Source organism: Telmatospirillum sp. J64-1 (assembly GCF_006980715.1).
GTDB classification, from domain to species: Bacteria; Pseudomonadota; Alphaproteobacteria; order Rhodospirillales; family Magnetospirillaceae; genus Oleiliquidispirillum; species Oleiliquidispirillum nitrogeniifigens.
The window spans coordinates 123050-139398 of the sequence record NZ_SBHN01000006.1 but is presented as its reverse complement, the minus strand read 5'-3'; the positions used below and the strand labels follow the sequence as shown (position 1 = coordinate 139398).

At 66.4% G+C, this 16349-nt stretch carries 15 protein-coding genes; 6 read left to right on the top strand and 9 right to left on the bottom strand.

Annotated features, from left to right (window positions below; genetic code table 11):
* Window positions 1-6: 6 nt before the first annotated feature.
* Together pfkB and ptsP are read right to left on the bottom strand one after the other, a co-directional pair.
* On the bottom strand, window positions 7-951 hold the full coding sequence (gene pfkB, locus EPD66_RS07750; RefSeq protein WP_142847922.1) for a 1-phosphofructokinase: 945 nt from the start codon (window positions 949-951) through the stop codon (window positions 7-9).
* Between the two features lie 9 nt (window positions 952-960).
* Window positions 961-3435 carry a phosphoenolpyruvate--protein phosphotransferase gene (gene ptsP, locus EPD66_RS07745; protein WP_142847921.1) on the bottom strand — a complete coding sequence of 825 codons (2475 nt, stop codon included), beginning with the start codon at window positions 3433-3435 and terminating at the stop codon, window positions 961-963.
* Window positions 3436-3835: 400 nt separating this feature from the next.
* Between ptsP and EPD66_RS07740 the strand changes: the two genes are divergently transcribed.
* Entirely contained in the window at window positions 3836-5191 is a 1356-nt protein-coding gene (locus EPD66_RS07740) for a DEAD/DEAH box helicase (protein ID WP_142847920.1), read from the top strand.
* Window positions 5192-5297: 106 nt separating this feature from the next.
* Window positions 5298-5537 carry a DUF3126 family protein gene (locus EPD66_RS07735; protein ID WP_142847919.1) on the top strand — a complete coding sequence of 80 codons (240 nt, stop codon included), beginning with the start codon at window positions 5298-5300 and terminating at the stop codon, window positions 5535-5537.
* 64 nt (window positions 5538-5601) lie between these two features.
* Here the strand turns inward: EPD66_RS07735 and arsB are convergent, their stop codons facing one another.
* Genes arsB through EPD66_RS07720 form a run of 3 tightly spaced genes read right to left on the bottom strand, consistent with a single transcriptional unit; the run spans window position 5602 to window position 7475 of the window.
* Window positions 5602-6669 (bottom strand): ACR3 family arsenite efflux transporter, encoded by a 1068-nt coding sequence (arsB, locus tag EPD66_RS07730; protein ID WP_304650057.1) that lies wholly within the window; start codon window positions 6667-6669, stop codon window positions 5602-5604.
* An 18-nt stretch (window positions 6670-6687) separates the two neighbouring features.
* Window positions 6688-7110, bottom strand: coding sequence for an arsenate reductase (glutaredoxin) (gene arsC / locus EPD66_RS07725; protein WP_142847918.1), 423 nt, complete (start codon window positions 7108-7110; stop codon window positions 6688-6690).
* Window positions 7111-7115: 5 nt separating this feature from the next.
* Window positions 7116-7475, bottom strand: coding sequence for a helix-turn-helix transcriptional regulator (locus EPD66_RS07720; RefSeq protein ID WP_142847917.1), 360 nt, complete (start codon window positions 7473-7475; stop codon window positions 7116-7118).
* A 184-nt stretch (window positions 7476-7659) separates the two neighbouring features.
* Between EPD66_RS07720 and EPD66_RS07715 the strand changes: the two genes are divergently transcribed.
* The 3 genes from EPD66_RS07715 to EPD66_RS07705 all read left to right on the top strand — a co-directional run bounded on the left by EPD66_RS07715 (window position 7660) and on the right by EPD66_RS07705 (window position 10626).
* On the top strand, window positions 7660-9357 hold the full coding sequence (locus tag EPD66_RS07715) for a hypothetical protein (protein WP_142847916.1): 1698 nt from the start codon (window positions 7660-7662) through the stop codon (window positions 9355-9357).
* 81 nt (window positions 9358-9438) lie between these two features.
* Window positions 9439-10071, top strand: a complete 633-nt coding sequence (locus EPD66_RS07710; RefSeq protein WP_142847915.1) for an extensin family protein — start codon at window positions 9439-9441, stop codon at window positions 10069-10071.
* 63 nt (window positions 10072-10134) lie between these two features.
* Entirely contained in the window at window positions 10135-10626 is a 492-nt protein-coding gene (locus EPD66_RS07705) for a cell wall hydrolase (protein ID WP_221930913.1), read from the top strand.
* A 136-nt stretch (window positions 10627-10762) separates the two neighbouring features.
* Here the strand turns inward: EPD66_RS07705 and EPD66_RS07700 are convergent, their stop codons facing one another.
* Both EPD66_RS07700 and EPD66_RS07695 read right to left on the bottom strand, forming a co-directional pair.
* Window positions 10763-12112 (bottom strand): sigma-54 dependent transcriptional regulator, encoded by a 1350-nt coding sequence (locus tag EPD66_RS07700; RefSeq protein ID WP_142847913.1) that lies wholly within the window; start codon window positions 12110-12112, stop codon window positions 10763-10765.
* The gene (locus EPD66_RS07695) at window positions 12109-13905 is read right to left on the bottom strand and encodes an ATP-binding protein (RefSeq protein ID WP_221930912.1); all 1797 of its coding nucleotides are present in this window, start codon (window positions 13903-13905) and stop codon (window positions 12109-12111) included. The genes EPD66_RS07700 and EPD66_RS07695 overlap by 4 nt, the downstream gene beginning before the upstream one ends.
* Before the next feature lie 305 nt (window positions 13906-14210).
* Between EPD66_RS07695 and EPD66_RS07690 the strand changes: the two genes are divergently transcribed.
* Complete coding sequence (locus tag EPD66_RS07690; RefSeq protein ID WP_142847912.1) at window positions 14211-15569, top strand: dicarboxylate/amino acid:cation symporter; 1359 nt, start codon at window positions 14211-14213, stop codon at window positions 15567-15569.
* A gap of 193 nt (window positions 15570-15762) precedes the next feature.
* Here EPD66_RS07690 and EPD66_RS07685 read toward each other — a convergent pair whose 3' ends face one another.
* Window positions 15763-15993, bottom strand: a complete 231-nt coding sequence (locus EPD66_RS07685; RefSeq protein ID WP_142847911.1) for a hypothetical protein — start codon at window positions 15991-15993, stop codon at window positions 15763-15765.
* The gene (locus EPD66_RS07680) at window positions 15990-16223 is read right to left on the bottom strand and encodes a hypothetical protein (RefSeq protein ID WP_142847910.1); all 234 of its coding nucleotides are present in this window, start codon (window positions 16221-16223) and stop codon (window positions 15990-15992) included. The genes EPD66_RS07685 and EPD66_RS07680 overlap by 4 nt, the downstream gene beginning before the upstream one ends.
* Window positions 16224-16349 lie beyond the last annotated feature (126 nt).

Below are 16349 nucleotides of genomic sequence, written 5' to 3'. Positions count from 1 at the left end.
CTTTCCCTAGCCGGGCTCTTCCAGTCCGACGCGCGACATGATCCTTTCGATCTCGTCCCCGGGCGGCAGGACCGGCCCCTGGCGGGTCAGCGTGCCGACCGCGAAGGCGGTGCCGCGCCGGGCGCAGTCCTCCAGGCCCTCGCCCCGCGCCATGGCCGCCAGCACGCCCGACAGCATGGCATCCCCCGCGCCCACGGTGCTGACCACCTCGGTCGGCGGCGGCTGGGCGTGGAGCGCGCGGTCCTGCTCGACCAGCAGCGCGCCGTCCGCCCCCAGCGACACCACCACCCGTCCGATGCCGCGCGACACAAGCTCCCGCGCCGCCGCCAGCACGTCGGCGCGGCGGGGCAGGGAGCGGCCCAGCAATTCCTCGAGTTCGTGGATATTGGGCTTGATCAGGTCGGGCGCCTGCGCCACGCCCAGGCGCATCGGCGGGCCGCTGGCATCCAGGGCGACGAAGCATCCCTTATCCTTCAGCAGCGCGACCAGTTCCGCATAGGCCGTTTCGGGCGCGCCGCTGGGCAGGCTGCCGGCCAGGACGAACCAGCAGCCGGTGGCGGCCAGCGCCTCGATATCCTGCTTCAGCGCCGTCCATTCCTCTTCGCCGATCTTCAGGCCGGGCAGGTTGATGTCGGTGACTTGGCCGTTCGGCTGGTCCAGCACCTTCAGATTGACGCGGGTCTCGCCCGCCACGCGGCGGCAGCGGTCCTCGATGCCCTTGGCCTGGAACAGCGCCTCGAAAACTTGCGGATTGTCGCGGCCCAGGAAGCCCGTGGCCGTCACCGGCTGAACCCAATCGGCGAGGAAGGCGGCGACGTTGATGCCCTTGCCGCCCGGATTCAGCCAATGCTTCACCACCCGGTTGACCGTGTCGGGGCGGAAGCCCGGGCAATCGAGCGAATGGTCGATGGCGGCATTCAAGGTCACTGTGACCAGGCCGGGAAATGCCATCTTTTCCCCCTATGCGCCGCCGGCCAAGGCGCGGACTTCGGCGGCGCTGCGACAATCAAGGGCGCGCCTGGACAATTCTTGCAGCTTTGCCATCGATAGGCCACGGATTTTCGCTTTGATCGCGGCGATGCTGGGAATGCCGACGCTGAGTTCCGCCACGCCCAGCCCGGCCAGCATCATCGCGCCCGCCGGATCGCCGGCGATGCCGCCGCAGGCGCCGACCCAGATGCCCGAACGTTCGGCCGCCTCGACCGTCTGGCGCACCATGCGCAGGACGGCAGGATGCAGCCCGTCGGCCTGGGGGGCGAGGACCGGATGCAGGCGGTCCATGGCCAGGACGTATTGCGTCAGGTCGTTGGTGCCGATCGAGAAGAAATCGACTTCGCGGGCGAACTGGTCGGCCATGACCACGGCGGCGGGGACCTCGATCATGATGCCGATGGGCACCGGATCGGCCCCGATCTCCTGGCGGATCTCCTCGGCAATGGCTTTCGCCTGGGCCAGTTCGCCCGGCATGGTGACCATCGGGAACATCAGCCGCACCGGGCCCGTGCGCGAGGCGCGGTAGATGGCGCGGAGCTGGGTGCGGAACAGGTCCTGGCGCTGCAGGCACAGGCGCAGGCCGCGCACCCCCAGGAAGGGATTGTCCTCGGCGGGCAGGGACAGATAGGAGACGTCCTTGTCGCCGCCGATATCGAGCGTGCGCAGGATTACCGGCAGGCCGTTCATGGCCTTCAGGATGGTCTCGTAGGCGGCGACCTGCTCGTCCTCGCTCGGCGGCGCGTCCCGTTGCAGGAACAGGAATTCGGTGCGCATCAGCCCGATCCCCTCGGCGCCGCCATTGACGGCGGTCTCGGCCTCGGAGGGCGCGCTGATATTGGCGGCCACTTCCACCCGCCTGCCGTCGGTGGTGATGGCGGGCTGATAGCAGGTGCGGCGTTCCTCCTCGCGCTGGGCCTGGGATTCCCGTTGGCGCGTGGTGGCCAGGGCACGGTCCGCTTCGGTCGGGTCGGCGACGATGACGCCATTATCGCCGTCGATGATGCATTCCTGCCCGTCCGTCAGGTCCAGCACCGCCGGTCCGGTGGCGACCACCGAGGGCAGGTCCAGCGAGCGGGCGATGATGGCGGTATGCGAGGTGGCGCCGCCGCCGGCGGTGCACAGGCCCAGCACGTCGCGCGGTTCCAGCTTAGCGGTGTCCGAGGGCGCCAGGTCCTCGGCCAGGATGATCACCGGATGGTCGGGCAGGGCGGTTTCGCCTTCCACCCGCTCGGCCAGCAGGCGCAACACCCGGCGGCCGACATCGCGCAGGTCGCCCGCCCGGGCCGCCAGCAATTGGTCCTTCAGGCCGCCCAGCATGGCGGCGCGCTCTTCATAGGTCTCGCGCCACGCCCAGCCCGCGCTCTCGCCCGCCTGGATGCGCTTCCTGGCCTCGGCCACCATTTCCGGATCGTCGAGCAGTTCCAGATGGGCCTTGAAGATGGCGGCCTTGGCGGCACCGGCCTTCTTCCAGAATTCCTCGTAGAGATTGTTGAGGTCCGCCGAGGCCGAGGCGAGAGCCTTGTCCAGCCGGGCCTTCTCGGTTTCGGGATCGGCGGCGAACTGGCTGACGAGGATGGTCTCGCGCTTGAAATGCCAGACCGGGCCGACGGCGATGCCGGGCGAGGCCGAGACCCCGGCGATGACCCGTCCTTCATAGGACAGGCTGGGGGGGTGCGGGGCCGGGGCGGCGGCCTGCGGGGCTTGCTCCGTCTCGCCTTCCCCCAGCCCCTGGGCGAAGGCGTCGGCGATGGCCTTCAAGGCGGCTTCGGCATCGGGCCCGTCGGCGGCCACGACCAGTTGGGCTCCGCCCCCGGCGCCCAGGCGCAGCAGCGAGACCAGGCTCTTGGCATTGGCGGTCTTGCCGTCATGGGAGAGGGTGATCTCGGATTGGAAGCGCTTGGCGGTCTCGGCCAGCAGCGTGGCGGGGCGGGCATGGAGGCCGTGGGGCGAGGGGGCGGCCAGGGTGATGGCGTCGCCGGCGGCCCTGACCGTCTCGGGCTGCGCCTCGGGACTCTGCTTGCCGTTGAGATAGGCGGCGATTTCCTCGCGGTCCCGGGTGACGGCCAGCCGGGCGGCGGTGTCGGGATCGCCCAGCACGCCGGTCAGGTTGGCCAGTACCTGGATATGTTCGTCCGACTTGGCGGCGATGCCCACCGCCAGATGCACCATCCCGCTATCGCCCCAGGGCACGCCATCGGGGAATTGCACGACCACGACCCCTGTGCGCAGGACCTGGTCGCGCGCCTCGGGCAGGCCATGAGGGATGGCAATGCCGTTGCCGAGGAAGGTGCTGGCGAGTTTCTCGCGGCCATGCATGGACTCCACATAGCCCGGTTCGACGAAGCCGCTTTCGGCCAGCACGCGCCCGACAAGGGTGATGGCTTCGTCACGATCCTGGGCGCTGCTGCCCAAGCGGATGTCGTTGGCGCCGATCTCGAGCATCTTCCTTCCCCTCGTGATCTGTGTCTGCTCATAAGGTTCTGGCGGCATTGGTTTTCAACGCGCCCGTCCGCAAGCGGCACATCCGCGCGAGACGGCGCGTCCAAGGAGGCAACCGGAGGACAGAATGCATCTTTCTTCCGGCTTCGCGCCATATGTTCTTGGCTTGGGCGCCATAAAGCACTATCTGTATGGCCTCGATCGCTGGAGGCATTCGCGTCTCTTGAGAGAGATGCGGCCCACCCCACCTATTGTCGCGCGGCTGTTTCCGCGCCGGGCTCCGTTTTGACGCTTCTCCCTCTCTGACTTCCTCCCGGCGACTCTATCGCCGGCGTTGCGCTGTGACCCTGTGGGTTACGGTGGAATGTCCGTGCCGCCCTGTGCAACGGAAAGGTTCACCGACTTGACATTTTCTGAACTCGAACTTCATCCGCAAGTCATTCGCGCCCTTGAGCTGGCCGGTTATACCGAACCGTCTCCTGTCCAGGCTGCCGCGATTCCCCCGGCGCTGGCCGGACGGGACATCCTTGCCACCGCCGAGACCGGCACCGGCAAGACCGCAGCCTTCATGCTGCCCTCGCTGACCCGCATCGCCGACAAGGGCCGCTCCATGCCGGGCGCGCCGCGCGTCCTGGTGCTGGCCCCGACCCGTGAACTGGCCCGCCAGGTCACCGATGCCGTGCGCAAATACGGCAAGTTCCTGCGCCTGAACACCGTCGACGTGGTCGGCGGCATGCCCTATCGCGACCAGATCCGCCTGCTGTCGCGCCCCGTCGACGTGGTCGTCGCCACTCCGGGCCGCCTGATCGACCATGTCGAGCGCGAACGCATCGACCTCAGCCAGGTCGAGGTGCTGATCCTCGACGAGGCCGACCGCATGCTCGACATGGGCTTCCTCGACGACGTGCAGGCCATCGCCGGTGCCTGCTCGCCCGACCGCCAGACCATGCTGTTCACCGCCACGCTGGACCGCCGCATGACGGCCCTGGCCCAGCGCCTGCTGAACAATCCCGAGCGCGTCGCGGTCGAGCGTACGGCCACGGCGGCGCGCATCGAGCAGCGCCTGCATCTCACCGACGACCTGAGCCACAAGCGCAAGCTGCTGCATCACTGGGCGTCGCTGCCGGAAGTGGGCAAGGCCATCGTCTTCGCCGCCACCAAGCGCGACGCGGATACCCTGGCCGAGGAATTGAACGAGGCGGGCCACGCCGCCGCCGCTTTGCACGGCGACATGGCCCAGGGCGCCCGCAACCGCACCCTGCAGCGTCTGCGCACCGGCCAGGTCCGCCTGCTGGTGGCGACCGACGTGGCGGCGCGCGGCATCGACGTGCGTGACATCTCGCATGTCATCAACTTCGACCTGCCGCGTTCGGCCGAGGATTACGTCCACCGCATCGGCCGGACCGGCCGTGCCGGTGCGACCGGCGTCGCCATCTCCTTCGCCGCCCGCAGCGACCGCGAGACCCTGGCCCGCATCGAGCGCTATACCGGTGCGAGCATGGAAGTGCATGTGGTGCCCGGCCTCGAGCCGCAGCGTCCCTTCGGCACCGCCCCGGGCCGTCCGTCCGGCCGTGGCCCGCGCGGCGCCGGGCGTCCCAATGGCGCCGGCGCCGGCAAGCCCTGGGTGCGCTCCGCCCGTCCGGCCAATGACGGCGGACGCCCCGACCGCGAGCGTGGCCGTCCCGCCGGTGCCCGTTCGGAAGGCGGGCGTGACCGTCACCACTATGAAGGCCGCGAACGCGCGGGTGCCCGGAAATAATCCTGCGGGCACGAAAAGTTGGTAGTCCTGGGGCCATGCCGGTAGTTTCACCGGCATGGCCCCGCTACCATATAGCGCTCATGATGATAGGAAAAACGAGAGACTGATGACGCCTACCGAGATTGCCCGGGTCGAAGACTATCTGCGCCGCACCTTTGCCAATTCCCGCATCGGAATCACGCCGCCCGCCAAGCGCGGTGCGCCGGTCGAGGTCAAGCTCGGCAGTGAATTCATCGGGGTCCTGCATCGCGACGAGGAAGAGGGCGAAGTGTCCTACTCGCTGCTGATCTCGATCCTGGAAGAAGACCTGCCGCCCGCCAGCGCCGTCGACAAGGACAAGAAATAAGGCGAAAGGGGCTCCGGCACGGCCGGGAGCCCCTTTTTCCTTTCTATCGTTGCCGGACCCGGCCTTAGGCGAATTTATGCCGGGTGCGGTTGGCGAAGGCGACCAGGGACAGCATCACCGGCACTTCGACCAGCACGCCGACCACCGTTGCCAGGGCGGCGCCGCTGTTCAGGCCGAACAGGCTGATGGCGACCGCCACGGCCAGTTCGAAGAAGTTCGACGTGCCGATCAGTGCGGCGGGGGCGGCGACATTGAAGGGCACGCGCCACAGATAGGCCCAGCCATAGGCGATGAAGAAGATGCCGTAGCTCTGGGCGATCAGCGGCAGGGCGATCAGGGCGATCAGCAAAGGCTGCTCGACGATGGTCAGGCCCTGGAAGCCGAACAGGATCACCACCGTGGCCAGCAGGCCCAGGATGGACAGCGGCTTCAGCTTCGCCGTGAAGCGCGCCACGTCCTGCAGTCCGTTCCTGCTGCCGGACAGCAGGGCGCGGCGGGTGATGATGCCCGCGGCCAGCGGGACCACCACATACAGCAGCACCGACAGCAGCAGCGTTTCCCACGGCACCACGATATCGGTCACGCCCAGCAGCAGCGCCACGATAGGGGCGAAGGCGAAGACCATGATCAGGTCGTTCAGCGACACCTGCACCAGGGTATAGGTGGCATCGCCCCGGGTCAGCTGGCTCCAGACGAAGACCATGGCGGTGCAGGGCGCGGCCCCCAGCAGGATCAGACCGGCGATATATTCCTTGGCATCGGCGGGATCGATCAGGCCGCGGAAGAAGACCTCGAAGAACAGCACGCCCAGGGCGGCCATGCTGAAGGGCTTGATCAGCCAGTTCACGGTCAGCGTGATGACCAGCCCCTTGGGCCGCTCGCCCACATGCAGCAGGCTGGCGAAATCCACATTGACCATCATCGGGTAGATCATCACCCAGATCAGCACTGCGACGACGAAATTGACATTGGCGTATTCCAGCGCCGCCAGTGCCTCGAACAGGCCGGGCGCCAGGGTGCCCAGCGCGATGCCCGCGAGGATGCACAACGCCACCCACAGGCTGAGCCAGCGCTCGAACAGGCCCATGGGGGCGGGATCGGACTTGGCCGGGGGATGGCCCTGGAGTGTCATGATCGGAAATCCTTGGATCTAGAGCAGCTTGCGCCCCTGTTCGTCGACGACCTTCTCGCCGTCCTCCTTGGCGAAGGCGCCTTGCTGGGGAAGCGGCAGGATGTCGAGAACGGTTTCGGAGGGGCGGCAGAGTTTCACGCCCAAAGGCGTGACGACGATGGGCCGGTTGATGAGGATGGGATGGGCCATCATCGCGTCGAGAAGCTGACCGTCGCCGAGGCCGGGATCGTCCAGCCCGAGTTCATGGAAGGGCGTTCCCTTCTCGCGCAGGACCGAACGCACGGAAACACCCATCCGCGCGATGAGCCAGGCCAGCATCGCCCGGCTGGGCGGCGTCTTCAGGTATTCGACGACATGAGGCTCGATCCCGGCATTGCGGATCAGGCCCAGTACGTTACGCGACGTGCCGCAATCGGGATTGTGGTAGGCGATGATATCCATGATCGTCACTCCGGTGCGGCGCATTCGGTGTCGGGGCAGCAGGGCAGAAGCTCGTCGATCAGCGGCTGGCAAAGAGCCTGATTGCCGCCGCAGCAATCCTTGAGCAGGAACAGGGTCAGCTCGCGCAGGCGGGCGACCTGGGCGCGATAGATGATCGAGCGGCTGCGGCGTTCCGACATCACCAGCCCGGCCCGCGCCAGCACCGAGAGATGCGCCGACATGGTGTTCTGGGGAACGCCCAGCAGGCGCGCCACCTCTCCGGCGGGCAGCCCGGCCGGTTCATGCCGTACGAGCAGGCGGAAGGTATCCAGGCGCGTGGCTTGGGCGAGGGCCGACAAGGCGAGGATGGCATCTTCGTTTTCCATATATCCAGAATTAACGATATTTTGGCCGAAGGCAAGAAAAAACAGGCGGTTGAAGCCCTGTCGAGGATGAGAAATCGGCGGTGTGGAAGGCGTTATGGCAAAAGCATCTGTGACATAAATGTGTCTTGCGGCGCCCTTTGCCTTGGCGAATTATGAGTGCGCATAGCATCCAGAAGAGGCAAGGATGTCGGCCGGTCGCGCAAGTTTCGAAATCCAGACTTTCCGGAATGGGCATTGGTCGACGGAGGAATTCCGCGAAACGGAATCCGCAGGGCGCGCCTGTGCCAAGAAGCTGTTTTCCGCCACTCCGCCAGTGCAGGGGGTGCGGGTGGTCAAGAATTGGGCCCGCGCCGACGGCCAGATCACCGAGACGGTGGTCTTTACCCAGATGCGCGAGAGCAATCCCGACCAGGTGCGCATCGTCGCCATCGAAACCGCCAATGTCTGCCGCCAGCCCGCCGATTATTTCAGCCAGGCCAGCCGCATGACCATTGGGCGCTTGCTGCGCAACTATCTGGAACAGGCGGTGATGACGCCGACCGAGTTGCTGCACAACTACCGGGCGCTGAAACGCATCCAGGATACCGACAGCCTGTATCCCTCGGCGGTGGATCGCGTCGCCACGGTGCAGTCGCGCATAACCGGTGATGACAGCCGCGAACGCCGCGACGAATTGTACCGCGCCGTGGACCAGATGTCGGTCCGGGCCTTGCGGGCGGAGCGCATGCGGAGCCTGCCGCGCCTGGACGACGATTTCGCCAAGGTGGTCGAGGAGGTAAGCCGCTTCGCCGAGGACGACGAGGACCGGGATTACTATTCGCTGGTCGTCCTCAGCAACGACCTGATCACCACCCGCAACTGGCTGGGCAAGCTGGAACGCCTGACCAGGCTCAGCGGCAAGGGATTGCCTCCGGCTTCCATGAGCCTGCTCGACGGGGTGATCGCCGATCTGCTGGGCGTGCCTTCGGCCTTGCAGGACGTGCTGGGCCATCAGCGCAGTCTGGCCGCCGCCCTGATCCAGATGGTCGACCTGTCCGAAGGCCTGGCCAAGACCTCGCCTGCCGATTCTCCGCAGCTGGAGGTTCTGAACGGATTGTTCGCCGCAGGCTTGCTGCCGGCCTGCCGTGCCGCCTTGCTGGATCGCGTGCAGCGCCAACTGGCCAGTGCTCAGCCGCTGGACCGAGCAGGTCCCGGCAGTGAGGACCAGGCCCTGCGCCGGGTTTTGGCCCGGCTGGTCGGCCCCGAAGGCGTTTGTGGCGGGCCGGACGTGGCGGCGGCGCTGGTCTTGCGCTTTGCCCGTTCGCTCGAACAGGGCGGGCGCACCGGCCAGTGCATCGCCATCGGCGGCGTCCTCAACATGATCCGCATGCCCGACGTGGAGGTCATGTTCCTGGTCGAACTGCTGAGGGCGCAGCTGGGCCGCGACCATGGCGGCGACGTGCTGAAGCTGATCCATGATACCGTGCATGTGCGCGACCTGGAGAAGCTGGTACCGGCCAAGCTGTCGCCCAAGGACAAGATGGTGCGGGCGACGCGGCTGCACCGTTTCCTCATGGCCTCGCACCTGCCCGAGGACATGCGCCAGGGCTTGGCCGATCATATCGACGATCTGCTGGCCCGCTACCTGCTGCGCGAGGGGGTGATCGAAAAGCTGGACAAGCCGGACAGTCCCCTGCGCCAGCGCGCCATCATGCTGGTGCAGTTCTGTGCTGCGGGCGTCCTGCCCGAGGGCAAGGCCCTGAAGCTGGCGCGCGAACGCGTGGTGTCGCATCTGCGCCGCCCCGATTTCGAGAAGGAATTCGTCACCGGTCTGGATGCCACCGCCCAAGCCCGCAGCCTGCGCGCTTTCTACAGCCTTCTGGGGCGGGCGGGATTCCATTAATCGGCTGGGCCCGTCCCGAAAAGGTCGAAACCGCCCCCTCTTTTGAGGTAGAACCTCCCTGTCTTGCAGGGAGGATGGGGCATGGGTTGGGGGTGTCGGTTCTGGGTCTTGTCGTCATTGGCCGTTCTGGCGGCCTGTGCCTCGCCCGCTCCACCGCCGCCGCCCGTCGCGGCCATTCCTGTTCCGGCAGGACCGTCCTGCCTGCAAGAACTGGAAAGCTATCGGGTGGAGTTCGAGACGGTGCCCGCCATCTCCACCCCGCAGGGCTGCGGCGTCGATAATCCGGTGCGGGTGACGGCGGCGGCGATTCCCTGGAACCGTCCCTCCGTCGTGACCTGCCAGATGGCCGCCACCATCCACCGCTTCGAGGCCGAGGTGGTGCAGCCTGCGGCCCTGAAGCATTTCGGCCGTCCGGCGACCAAGGTCTGGCATGCCGGTACCTATGTCTGCCGCAACGAAACCGGATCGCGTAACCGTCTCAGCCAGCACGCCCTGGGGCAGGCCATCGACATCCTGGGGTTCGACATCGAGGGCGGGATCACCATCAACGTCAAGCGCAACTGGAACGACGGCAGCGCCAAGTCCCGCTTCCTGCGGGATGTGGCGCGCGGATCCTGCGATATCTTCAACGTCGTCCTGACTCCGCGCACCGATGTCTTCCATGAGGATCATCTCCATCTGGATATCGGGCCCTACCGCCGGTGTGATGCCTGACGCGCTGTCGGTGCAAAGGGCTAGGCAGAAGCGTCGGTTGGGACCATATCCGCCGACATGAAGATGCAAAGCGCTCTTTTGGCCGCCGGAGCGGCGATTTTTTTCCTGGCCTCGCCGGTCCAGGCCTCGCCGACATTGGGGACCTCCCCCGAGAAGAGCGGCCCGAACGAGGAACTGGCCTGCCTGGCCCAGAACATCTATTTCGAGGCCCGCGGCGAGCCCCAGGTCGGGCAACTGGCCGTCGCCCATGTCACCCTGAACCGGGTCGCCCATCCCGCCTTTCCCAATACCGTCTGCGAGGTGGTGACCCAGGGCGGCAAGAAGGGACCGTGCCAGTTCTCCTGGTGGTGCGACGGCCGATCCACCGAACCCCGAGACCTGGATGCCTGGGCCGCCGCCCTGACCTTGGCGCGCGAGGTGCTGAACGGCCGCACCGAAGACCCCACCAACGGCGCCCTCTACTATCACGTCGTCGACCTCGAGGTGGCCTGGTCGGAAGAGAAGGTCGATCCCCAGGTCATCGGCCGCCATATCTATTTCATGCTGCCGGAGTGAGAAGAACCGTCCCGTAGGGAACTGGTTCTCCCGTCATTCCCGCGAAAGCGGGAATCCAGGACGCCGCGTTCCCGGTCTGCGGCATAGACTCCCACTTTCGCGGGAGTGACGAAGCGTAGGGCGCATCCCGATGGGATCAGCCCCGGAAATCGTTCAACTGGATGCCGTGGCGCTTGACCTTGTCGTAGAAGGTCTTGCGCGGGATGCCCAATTCCTCGATGCAGGCCTTCACGTCGCCGCCATGGGCCAGCAGGGTCTCGCAGATCACGTCCTTTTCATAATTGTCCACGCGCTGGGGCAGGGGCAGGGGCTCGCCGGGCCGGTCGGGACCGGCGGCGCTGTCCTCGTCGAGCAGGCCGAGGGCGAAGCGTTCGGCGAAGCGGGATAGCTCGCGTACATTGCCTTCCCAGTCATGATCGAGCAGGCGCCGCTTGACGCTGGCGGTCACGGGTGGTGCTTCGCGGCCATAGCGGGCCGAGGCGCGGTTGAGGAAATGTGCGAAGAGCAGGGGGATGTCGGCCTTGCGTTCGCGCAGGGGAGGAATGCGGAGCGTGACCGCGTTCAGGCGGTAATAGAGGTCCTGGCGGAACTCGCCGCGCTTGATGGGATCGGACAGGTCGATCTTGGTGGCGGCGACGACCCGCAGGTCGACGGGGCGGATTTCGTTGGTGCCCAGCGGCGCGATCTCGCGGCTGTCGAGGACGCGCAGCAACTTGACCTGAAGGGCCGGGGTCATGCTGTCCAATTCGTCCAGGAACAGCGTGCCGCCGTCGGCATGTTCGATCCGCCCGATGCGGCGGCGCTGGGCGCCGGTGAAGGCCCCGGCTTCGTGGCCGAACAGCTCGCTCTCCATCACCGTTTCGGGCACCGCGCCGCAATTGACGGCGACGAAGGGGCGGCTCTTGCGGCGGCTCCAGCGGTGCAGGGTATTGGCGACCACTTCCTTGCCGCTGCCGGTCTCTCCCAGCAGCAGCACGTCCACATCGGCATCGGCGATATGGCGCAGGGTCTGGCGCAGCCTTTCCATCACCGGCGTCTCGCCGATCAGCGGGAAGGCCTCGTCGACGGAGGATTGCACCATTTCCTTCAGCCGCCGGTTCTCCAGCACGAGGCGGCGGGTCTCCAGGGCGCGGCGCACGCTGCCGATCAGCCGTTCGGCGCCATAGGGCTTGGAGACGAAGTCGTGGACGCCTTCGCGCATGGCCTCGACCGCCATGGGAATGTCGCCATGGCCGGTGATCAGGATGACCGGCAGGCCGTCATCCATCTCCTTCAGGCGGTGGAAAAGCTGCAGGCCGTCCAGGCGCGGCATGCGGATGTCGCTGACCACGATGCCCGGAAAGTCGGGCGTCAGCCTGGCCAGGGCCTCTTCCGCCGAAGCGAAGAGCAGCGGCTCGAATCCCGCCAGATGCAGGCTGTCGGCATTGGCCAGGCGCAGATCCTCGTCGTCGTCGATGAAGGCGACGGTGTTGACGGCAACGGTCATGACGGGAACCTCGGCAGGATGAGGGTGAAGCAGGCGCCGCCTTCGGCGCTGTTCTCGGCCTCCAGGCAGCCGCCGAAATCGGCCAGGATATCGTGCGAGATCACCAGCCCCAGGCCCAGCCCGGATTCCTTGGTGGTGACGAAGGGCGTGAACAGCGCCTGCATGACCTGAGGCGGCAGGCCGGGGCCGTTATCGGCCACGGTAATCCGTACCTCCCCACCGTCCTCGGCAACGGACAGGCGGATCATGGGGGCGGGCGTGCCGGCCAGGGCATCCAGGCTGTTCTGCAGCAGGTTCACCAGCACCTGTTCCAGCCGCACCCGCTCGGCGGCGGCCAGCAGGCCCTCGGGGCCGAATTCCGTGACCAGCTCGACATCGCTCTGGCGCAGGCGGTGCCCCAGCAGCAGCAGCGCGCCGGAAATGGCCGCGGCGGGGGACACGGCCTCGATCTGCCCGGTGGCCTTGCGCGAGAAGGCGCGCAATCCGTCGGTAATGGTGCCGATGCGCTCGGTCAGGGCGGCGATGGTCTTGAGGTTGCGCTCGACCGAATCGGGCTGGCTGCGGGCCAGGTAAAGGGCGGCATTGTCGGCATAGCTGCGGATCGCCGCCACCGGCTGGTTGATCTCGTGGGCCACGCTGGCGGTGATCTGGCCCAGCAGCGCCAGCTTGTTGGCCTGGACCAGTTCGTCCTGAAGCTGCTGCTGATGGGCCTCGGCGCGCTGGCGCTCTTCCATTTCCGCCTGAAGCTGCCGGTTGGCGGCGAGCAGATCCTTGGTGCGCGCAACGACCCGGTTTTCCAGGTCGAGGCGGATGGCCTCCTGCGCGGCGCTGTGGGCCAGCAGGCGTTCGCGGCGGGTGAGCTGCAAAGCGGCGAAGGCGAGCAGGGCGGAGACGCTGAGGAGGGCCAGGGTCCGCATCTGGAAGACCGAACGGCTGACGGCCTGCTGCGTCGGGGCCAGCAGATGCAGGGTCCAGGGCGTGGAGGCGACGGCCTTGGTCACTTCCAGGAAGCCGTCATGGCTGTCGGCGGGCAGCGGGTCCAGGGGGGCGGCGCCGAATTGCAGGCTGGCGCGGATGGCGTTCTTGTCCTGGGGCGGGATGGGGGCCAGGGTGCGGAAGCGCCATTCGGGCAGGCTGGTGATCAGGATGATGCCGCGTTCGTCGGCCACGAAGGCCGGGCGGGCATAGGCGCGCCAGTCGGCTTCCAGCTTCCGGAAATCCATCTTCACCACCAGCACGCCCAGCACGCCGTCAGGGCCGTCGATGCGGCGGGCGAGATAGACGCCGGGCAGGTGGCTGACATTGCCCATGGCGAAATGTTCCGCTGCGCCCTGGGCGAGAGCGCGCTGGAAATAGGGGCGGAAGGCGTAGTTCCGGCCGACGAAGCTGGTGGGTTCGCGCCAGTTGCTGGCGGCAATCGCGGTGCCGTTGCGGTCCATCAGATAGACGATCGACATGCCGCCGCCGGTGCTGAGGGATTCCAGCTTGGCGTTCAGCGCGGCCAGCCTCTCTTCGTCTTGAGGCGCGGCCAGGGCGGCGCGGAAGTCGGGGTCCTGGGCGAGGATGAAGGGCAAGGCGCGCTGCTTGTCCAAGGCATTTTCCAGCGTCCCGGCATGAAGCGTCGCCGAAGCCTCGGCATCGCCGAGCAATTCCGCCAGGGCCAGTTTCCGCCCGATCTCGCCCGCCCCCCATAAGGCGCCCAGCAGCAGCACGAGCGCGGCCAGCGCGAACAGGAGCCACGGGCGCGGGCGGGGACGCGGCTGGGCGGAAAGGGGGAAGGAGGAAATGGCCACGGACGGAGATTCCCAGAAGGACCGGCACCGGAATGTGCGGCAAACCGCTCATCTTTTACAGCATTGTGCGGAAATCCGCACATACGATTCCGGAAGGCAACTTTTCTTTCGCAAAAAGTTCAGCTTTCGCAATGCCCGGCAAGTTTTTTCGGCTGGAACGGAATTTGGCACAAAAAATGCCAGTAGGGCGGTGAGGCGCCTACCCGTTCCGGGAGGGTGCAGTGCGAAAGGAATTGGGCCGCAAGAAGGCGAATGAAGGCCTTCCGAAGAGTACGAGGGCGGTTCCGGGAAAGAGAAGGGAACAGATGGCATATACGGTACAAGCGGCGGAAACGGCACAGCCGCGCAAGAAGAAAAAATTCTATCAGCAGCTTTACGTGCAGGTCCTGAGCGCGATCGCCTTCGGCATCCTGCTCGGCCATTTCTATCCCGATATCGGGACGGACATGAAGCCGCTGGGCGACGCCTTCATCAAGCTGGTCAAGATGATCATCGCCCCGGTGATCTTCCTGACGGTGACCACCGGCATCGCCGGGATGAACGACATGGAGAAGGTCGGCCGCGTGGGCGCCAAGTCCATGGCCTATTTCCTGTTCTTCTCGACCCTGGCCCTGGTGGTGGGGCTGGTCGTCGCCAATGTGGTCCAGCCCGGCAGCGGCATGCATATCGACCCGGCGACGCTGGATGGCGGCGCCGTGGCCTCCTATACCAAGGCGGCCGAGCAGCATTCGCTGACCGCCTTCCTGATGAACATCATCCCGACCACGGTGGTCGGCGCCTTCGCCTCGGGCGAGATCCTGCAGGTGCTGTTCTTCTCGGTGCTGTTCGGGGTGTCGCTGGCGCTGGTGGGCAAGCCCGCCGAGCCGGTGGTGCATATCCTGCAATCGGTCTCGCAGGGTGTGTTCAAGCTGGTCAACATCCTGATGAAGGTCGCGCCCATCGGTGCCTTCGGCGCCATGGCCTTCACCATCGGCAAATACGGCATCGGCTCGATCGCCAATCTGGCGCTGCTGGTGGGAGCCTTCTACCTGACCTCGCTGATCTTCGTGCTGGGCGTCCTCGGCGTGGTGGCGTGGTTCAACGGCTTCTCGATCCTGAGCCTGATCCGCTACCTCAAGGAGGAATTGCTGCTGGTCCTGGGCACCAGCTCGTCCGAAGCCGCCCTGCCCACCCTGATGGACAAGATGGAACGCGCGGGCTGCTCGCGTTCGGTGGTCGGCCTGGTCGTGCCCACCGGTTATTCCTTCAATCTGGACGGCACCAACATCTACATGACCATGGCCGCCCTGTTCATCGCCCAGGCCACGGATATCCCGCTGTCGCTGGGAGATCAGATCCTGCTGCTGCTGGTCGCCATGCTCAGTTCCAAGGGCGCCGCAGGCGTGACGGGGGCGGGTTTCGTCACCCTGGCCGCGACCCTGTCGGTGGTGCCCACCGTGCCGGTGGCCGGCATGGCGCTGATCCTGGGGATCGACCGCTTCATGTCGGAATGCCGCGCCCTGACCAACTTCATCGGCAATGCCGTGGCGACCATCGTCGTCGCGCGCTGGGAAGGTGAGGTGGACGAGGAACGCCTGCGGGCCGCCCTGCGCGGCGAGGCGGCTCCGGCCGTCAAGGACGTGACGATCGAGGACGAGGGACTGGCTCCCGCTCCGGCGGAATAAGATCAGGAAAGAGAAGAAACGGCAAAGCGTGCGGGAACACCCGGTTCCCGCACACTTTATCTTTTGGGAAATAGGAGGCGCCGTTTCTCTCGGGCGCGGAGTCAGGGAAGAAAGCGCGCGCTCGAAGGCTCCCGAACAGGAGTTCGGAAGAGGGGACGGCGTGAAGGAAGGGGGAGAGAAAGAAGAAAGAGGCTTAGTGGTGGCCGGCAGGAGAGGGAATGTCGCCGTGAAGGCCTTCCATCAGCCAAGTGAACCAGGGCTGGCGCAGCGTCTTGCTGGGACGCGCCGAGGTCATCACCGCCGGTCCGGGAATATTGCGCCGGGGACGGCGGCGCCCGTTCTGGGCGGTCGCGCCGCGTCGGTTGGCCCGGCGGCTGGAAAGGCGCCCGGCGGAGGGCGTGCCGAAAAAGTTGTCCGAAGTCATGCAGCCATCTCCCGATAGGTAAACATATTCTCGCGGCTCAGATTGAAGCCGTCTACCAAATTCGAGACATGGCGGGGCGTGGCGTTGACCTGGAGGAAGGGGCGACCATCGCGCAGGACCAGCCAGTTCCGGGGCTTGGCCGGAGTTTGGGGGGCGGTAGCGGGTTCATAGGTCCCGGTTTCTTCGGGCAGGGTATCGATGGTGGCGAAGTCGTTCAGGTCGTCGAACATTTCGATCTCCCTCGGACGGGCAAGGTGTTGGCGATGTCTATGCCCCAATAGGTACGCCGGTAGGGGAGGAGAGAAAAGGCCTAAGTAAGTAGTAATACCCTTGCGTTCAGGTCCGATTCTGTAGCG

Excerpts from the sequence above, each read along its gene's own strand:
- pfkB (WP_142847922.1), bottom strand. The coding sequence starts at position 951 with ATGGCATTTCCCGGCCTGGTCACAGTGACCTTGAATGCCGCCATCGAC.
- ptsP (WP_142847921.1), bottom strand. The coding sequence starts at position 3,435 with ATGCTCGAGATCGGCGCCAACGACATCCGCTTGGGCAGCAGCGCCCAG.
- EPD66_RS07735 (WP_142847919.1), top strand. The coding sequence starts at position 5,298 with ATGACGCCTACCGAGATTGCCCGGGTCGAAGACTATCTGCGCCGCACC.
- arsB (WP_304650057.1), bottom strand. The coding sequence starts at position 6,669 with ATGACACTCCAGGGCCATCCCCCGGCCAAGTCCGATCCCGCCCCCATG.
- arsC (WP_142847918.1), bottom strand. The coding sequence starts at position 7,110 with ATGGATATCATCGCCTACCACAATCCCGATTGCGGCACGTCGCGTAAC.
- EPD66_RS07720 (WP_142847917.1), bottom strand. The coding sequence starts at position 7,475 with ATGGAAAACGAAGATGCCATCCTCGCCTTGTCGGCCCTCGCCCAAGCC.
- EPD66_RS07715 (WP_142847916.1), top strand. The coding sequence starts at position 7,660 with ATGTCGGCCGGTCGCGCAAGTTTCGAAATCCAGACTTTCCGGAATGGG.
- EPD66_RS07710 (WP_142847915.1), top strand. The coding sequence starts at position 9,439 with ATGGGTTGGGGGTGTCGGTTCTGGGTCTTGTCGTCATTGGCCGTTCTG.
- EPD66_RS07705 (WP_221930913.1), top strand. The coding sequence starts at position 10,135 with ATGCAAAGCGCTCTTTTGGCCGCCGGAGCGGCGATTTTTTTCCTGGCC.
- EPD66_RS07700 (WP_142847913.1), bottom strand. The coding sequence starts at position 12,112 with ATGACCGTTGCCGTCAACACCGTCGCCTTCATCGACGACGACGAGGAT.
- EPD66_RS07690 (WP_142847912.1), top strand. The coding sequence starts at position 14,211 with ATGGCATATACGGTACAAGCGGCGGAAACGGCACAGCCGCGCAAGAAG.
- EPD66_RS07685 (WP_142847911.1), bottom strand. The coding sequence starts at position 15,993 with ATGACTTCGGACAACTTTTTCGGCACGCCCTCCGCCGGGCGCCTTTCC.
- EPD66_RS07680 (WP_142847910.1), bottom strand. The coding sequence starts at position 16,223 with ATGTTCGACGACCTGAACGACTTCGCCACCATCGATACCCTGCCCGAA.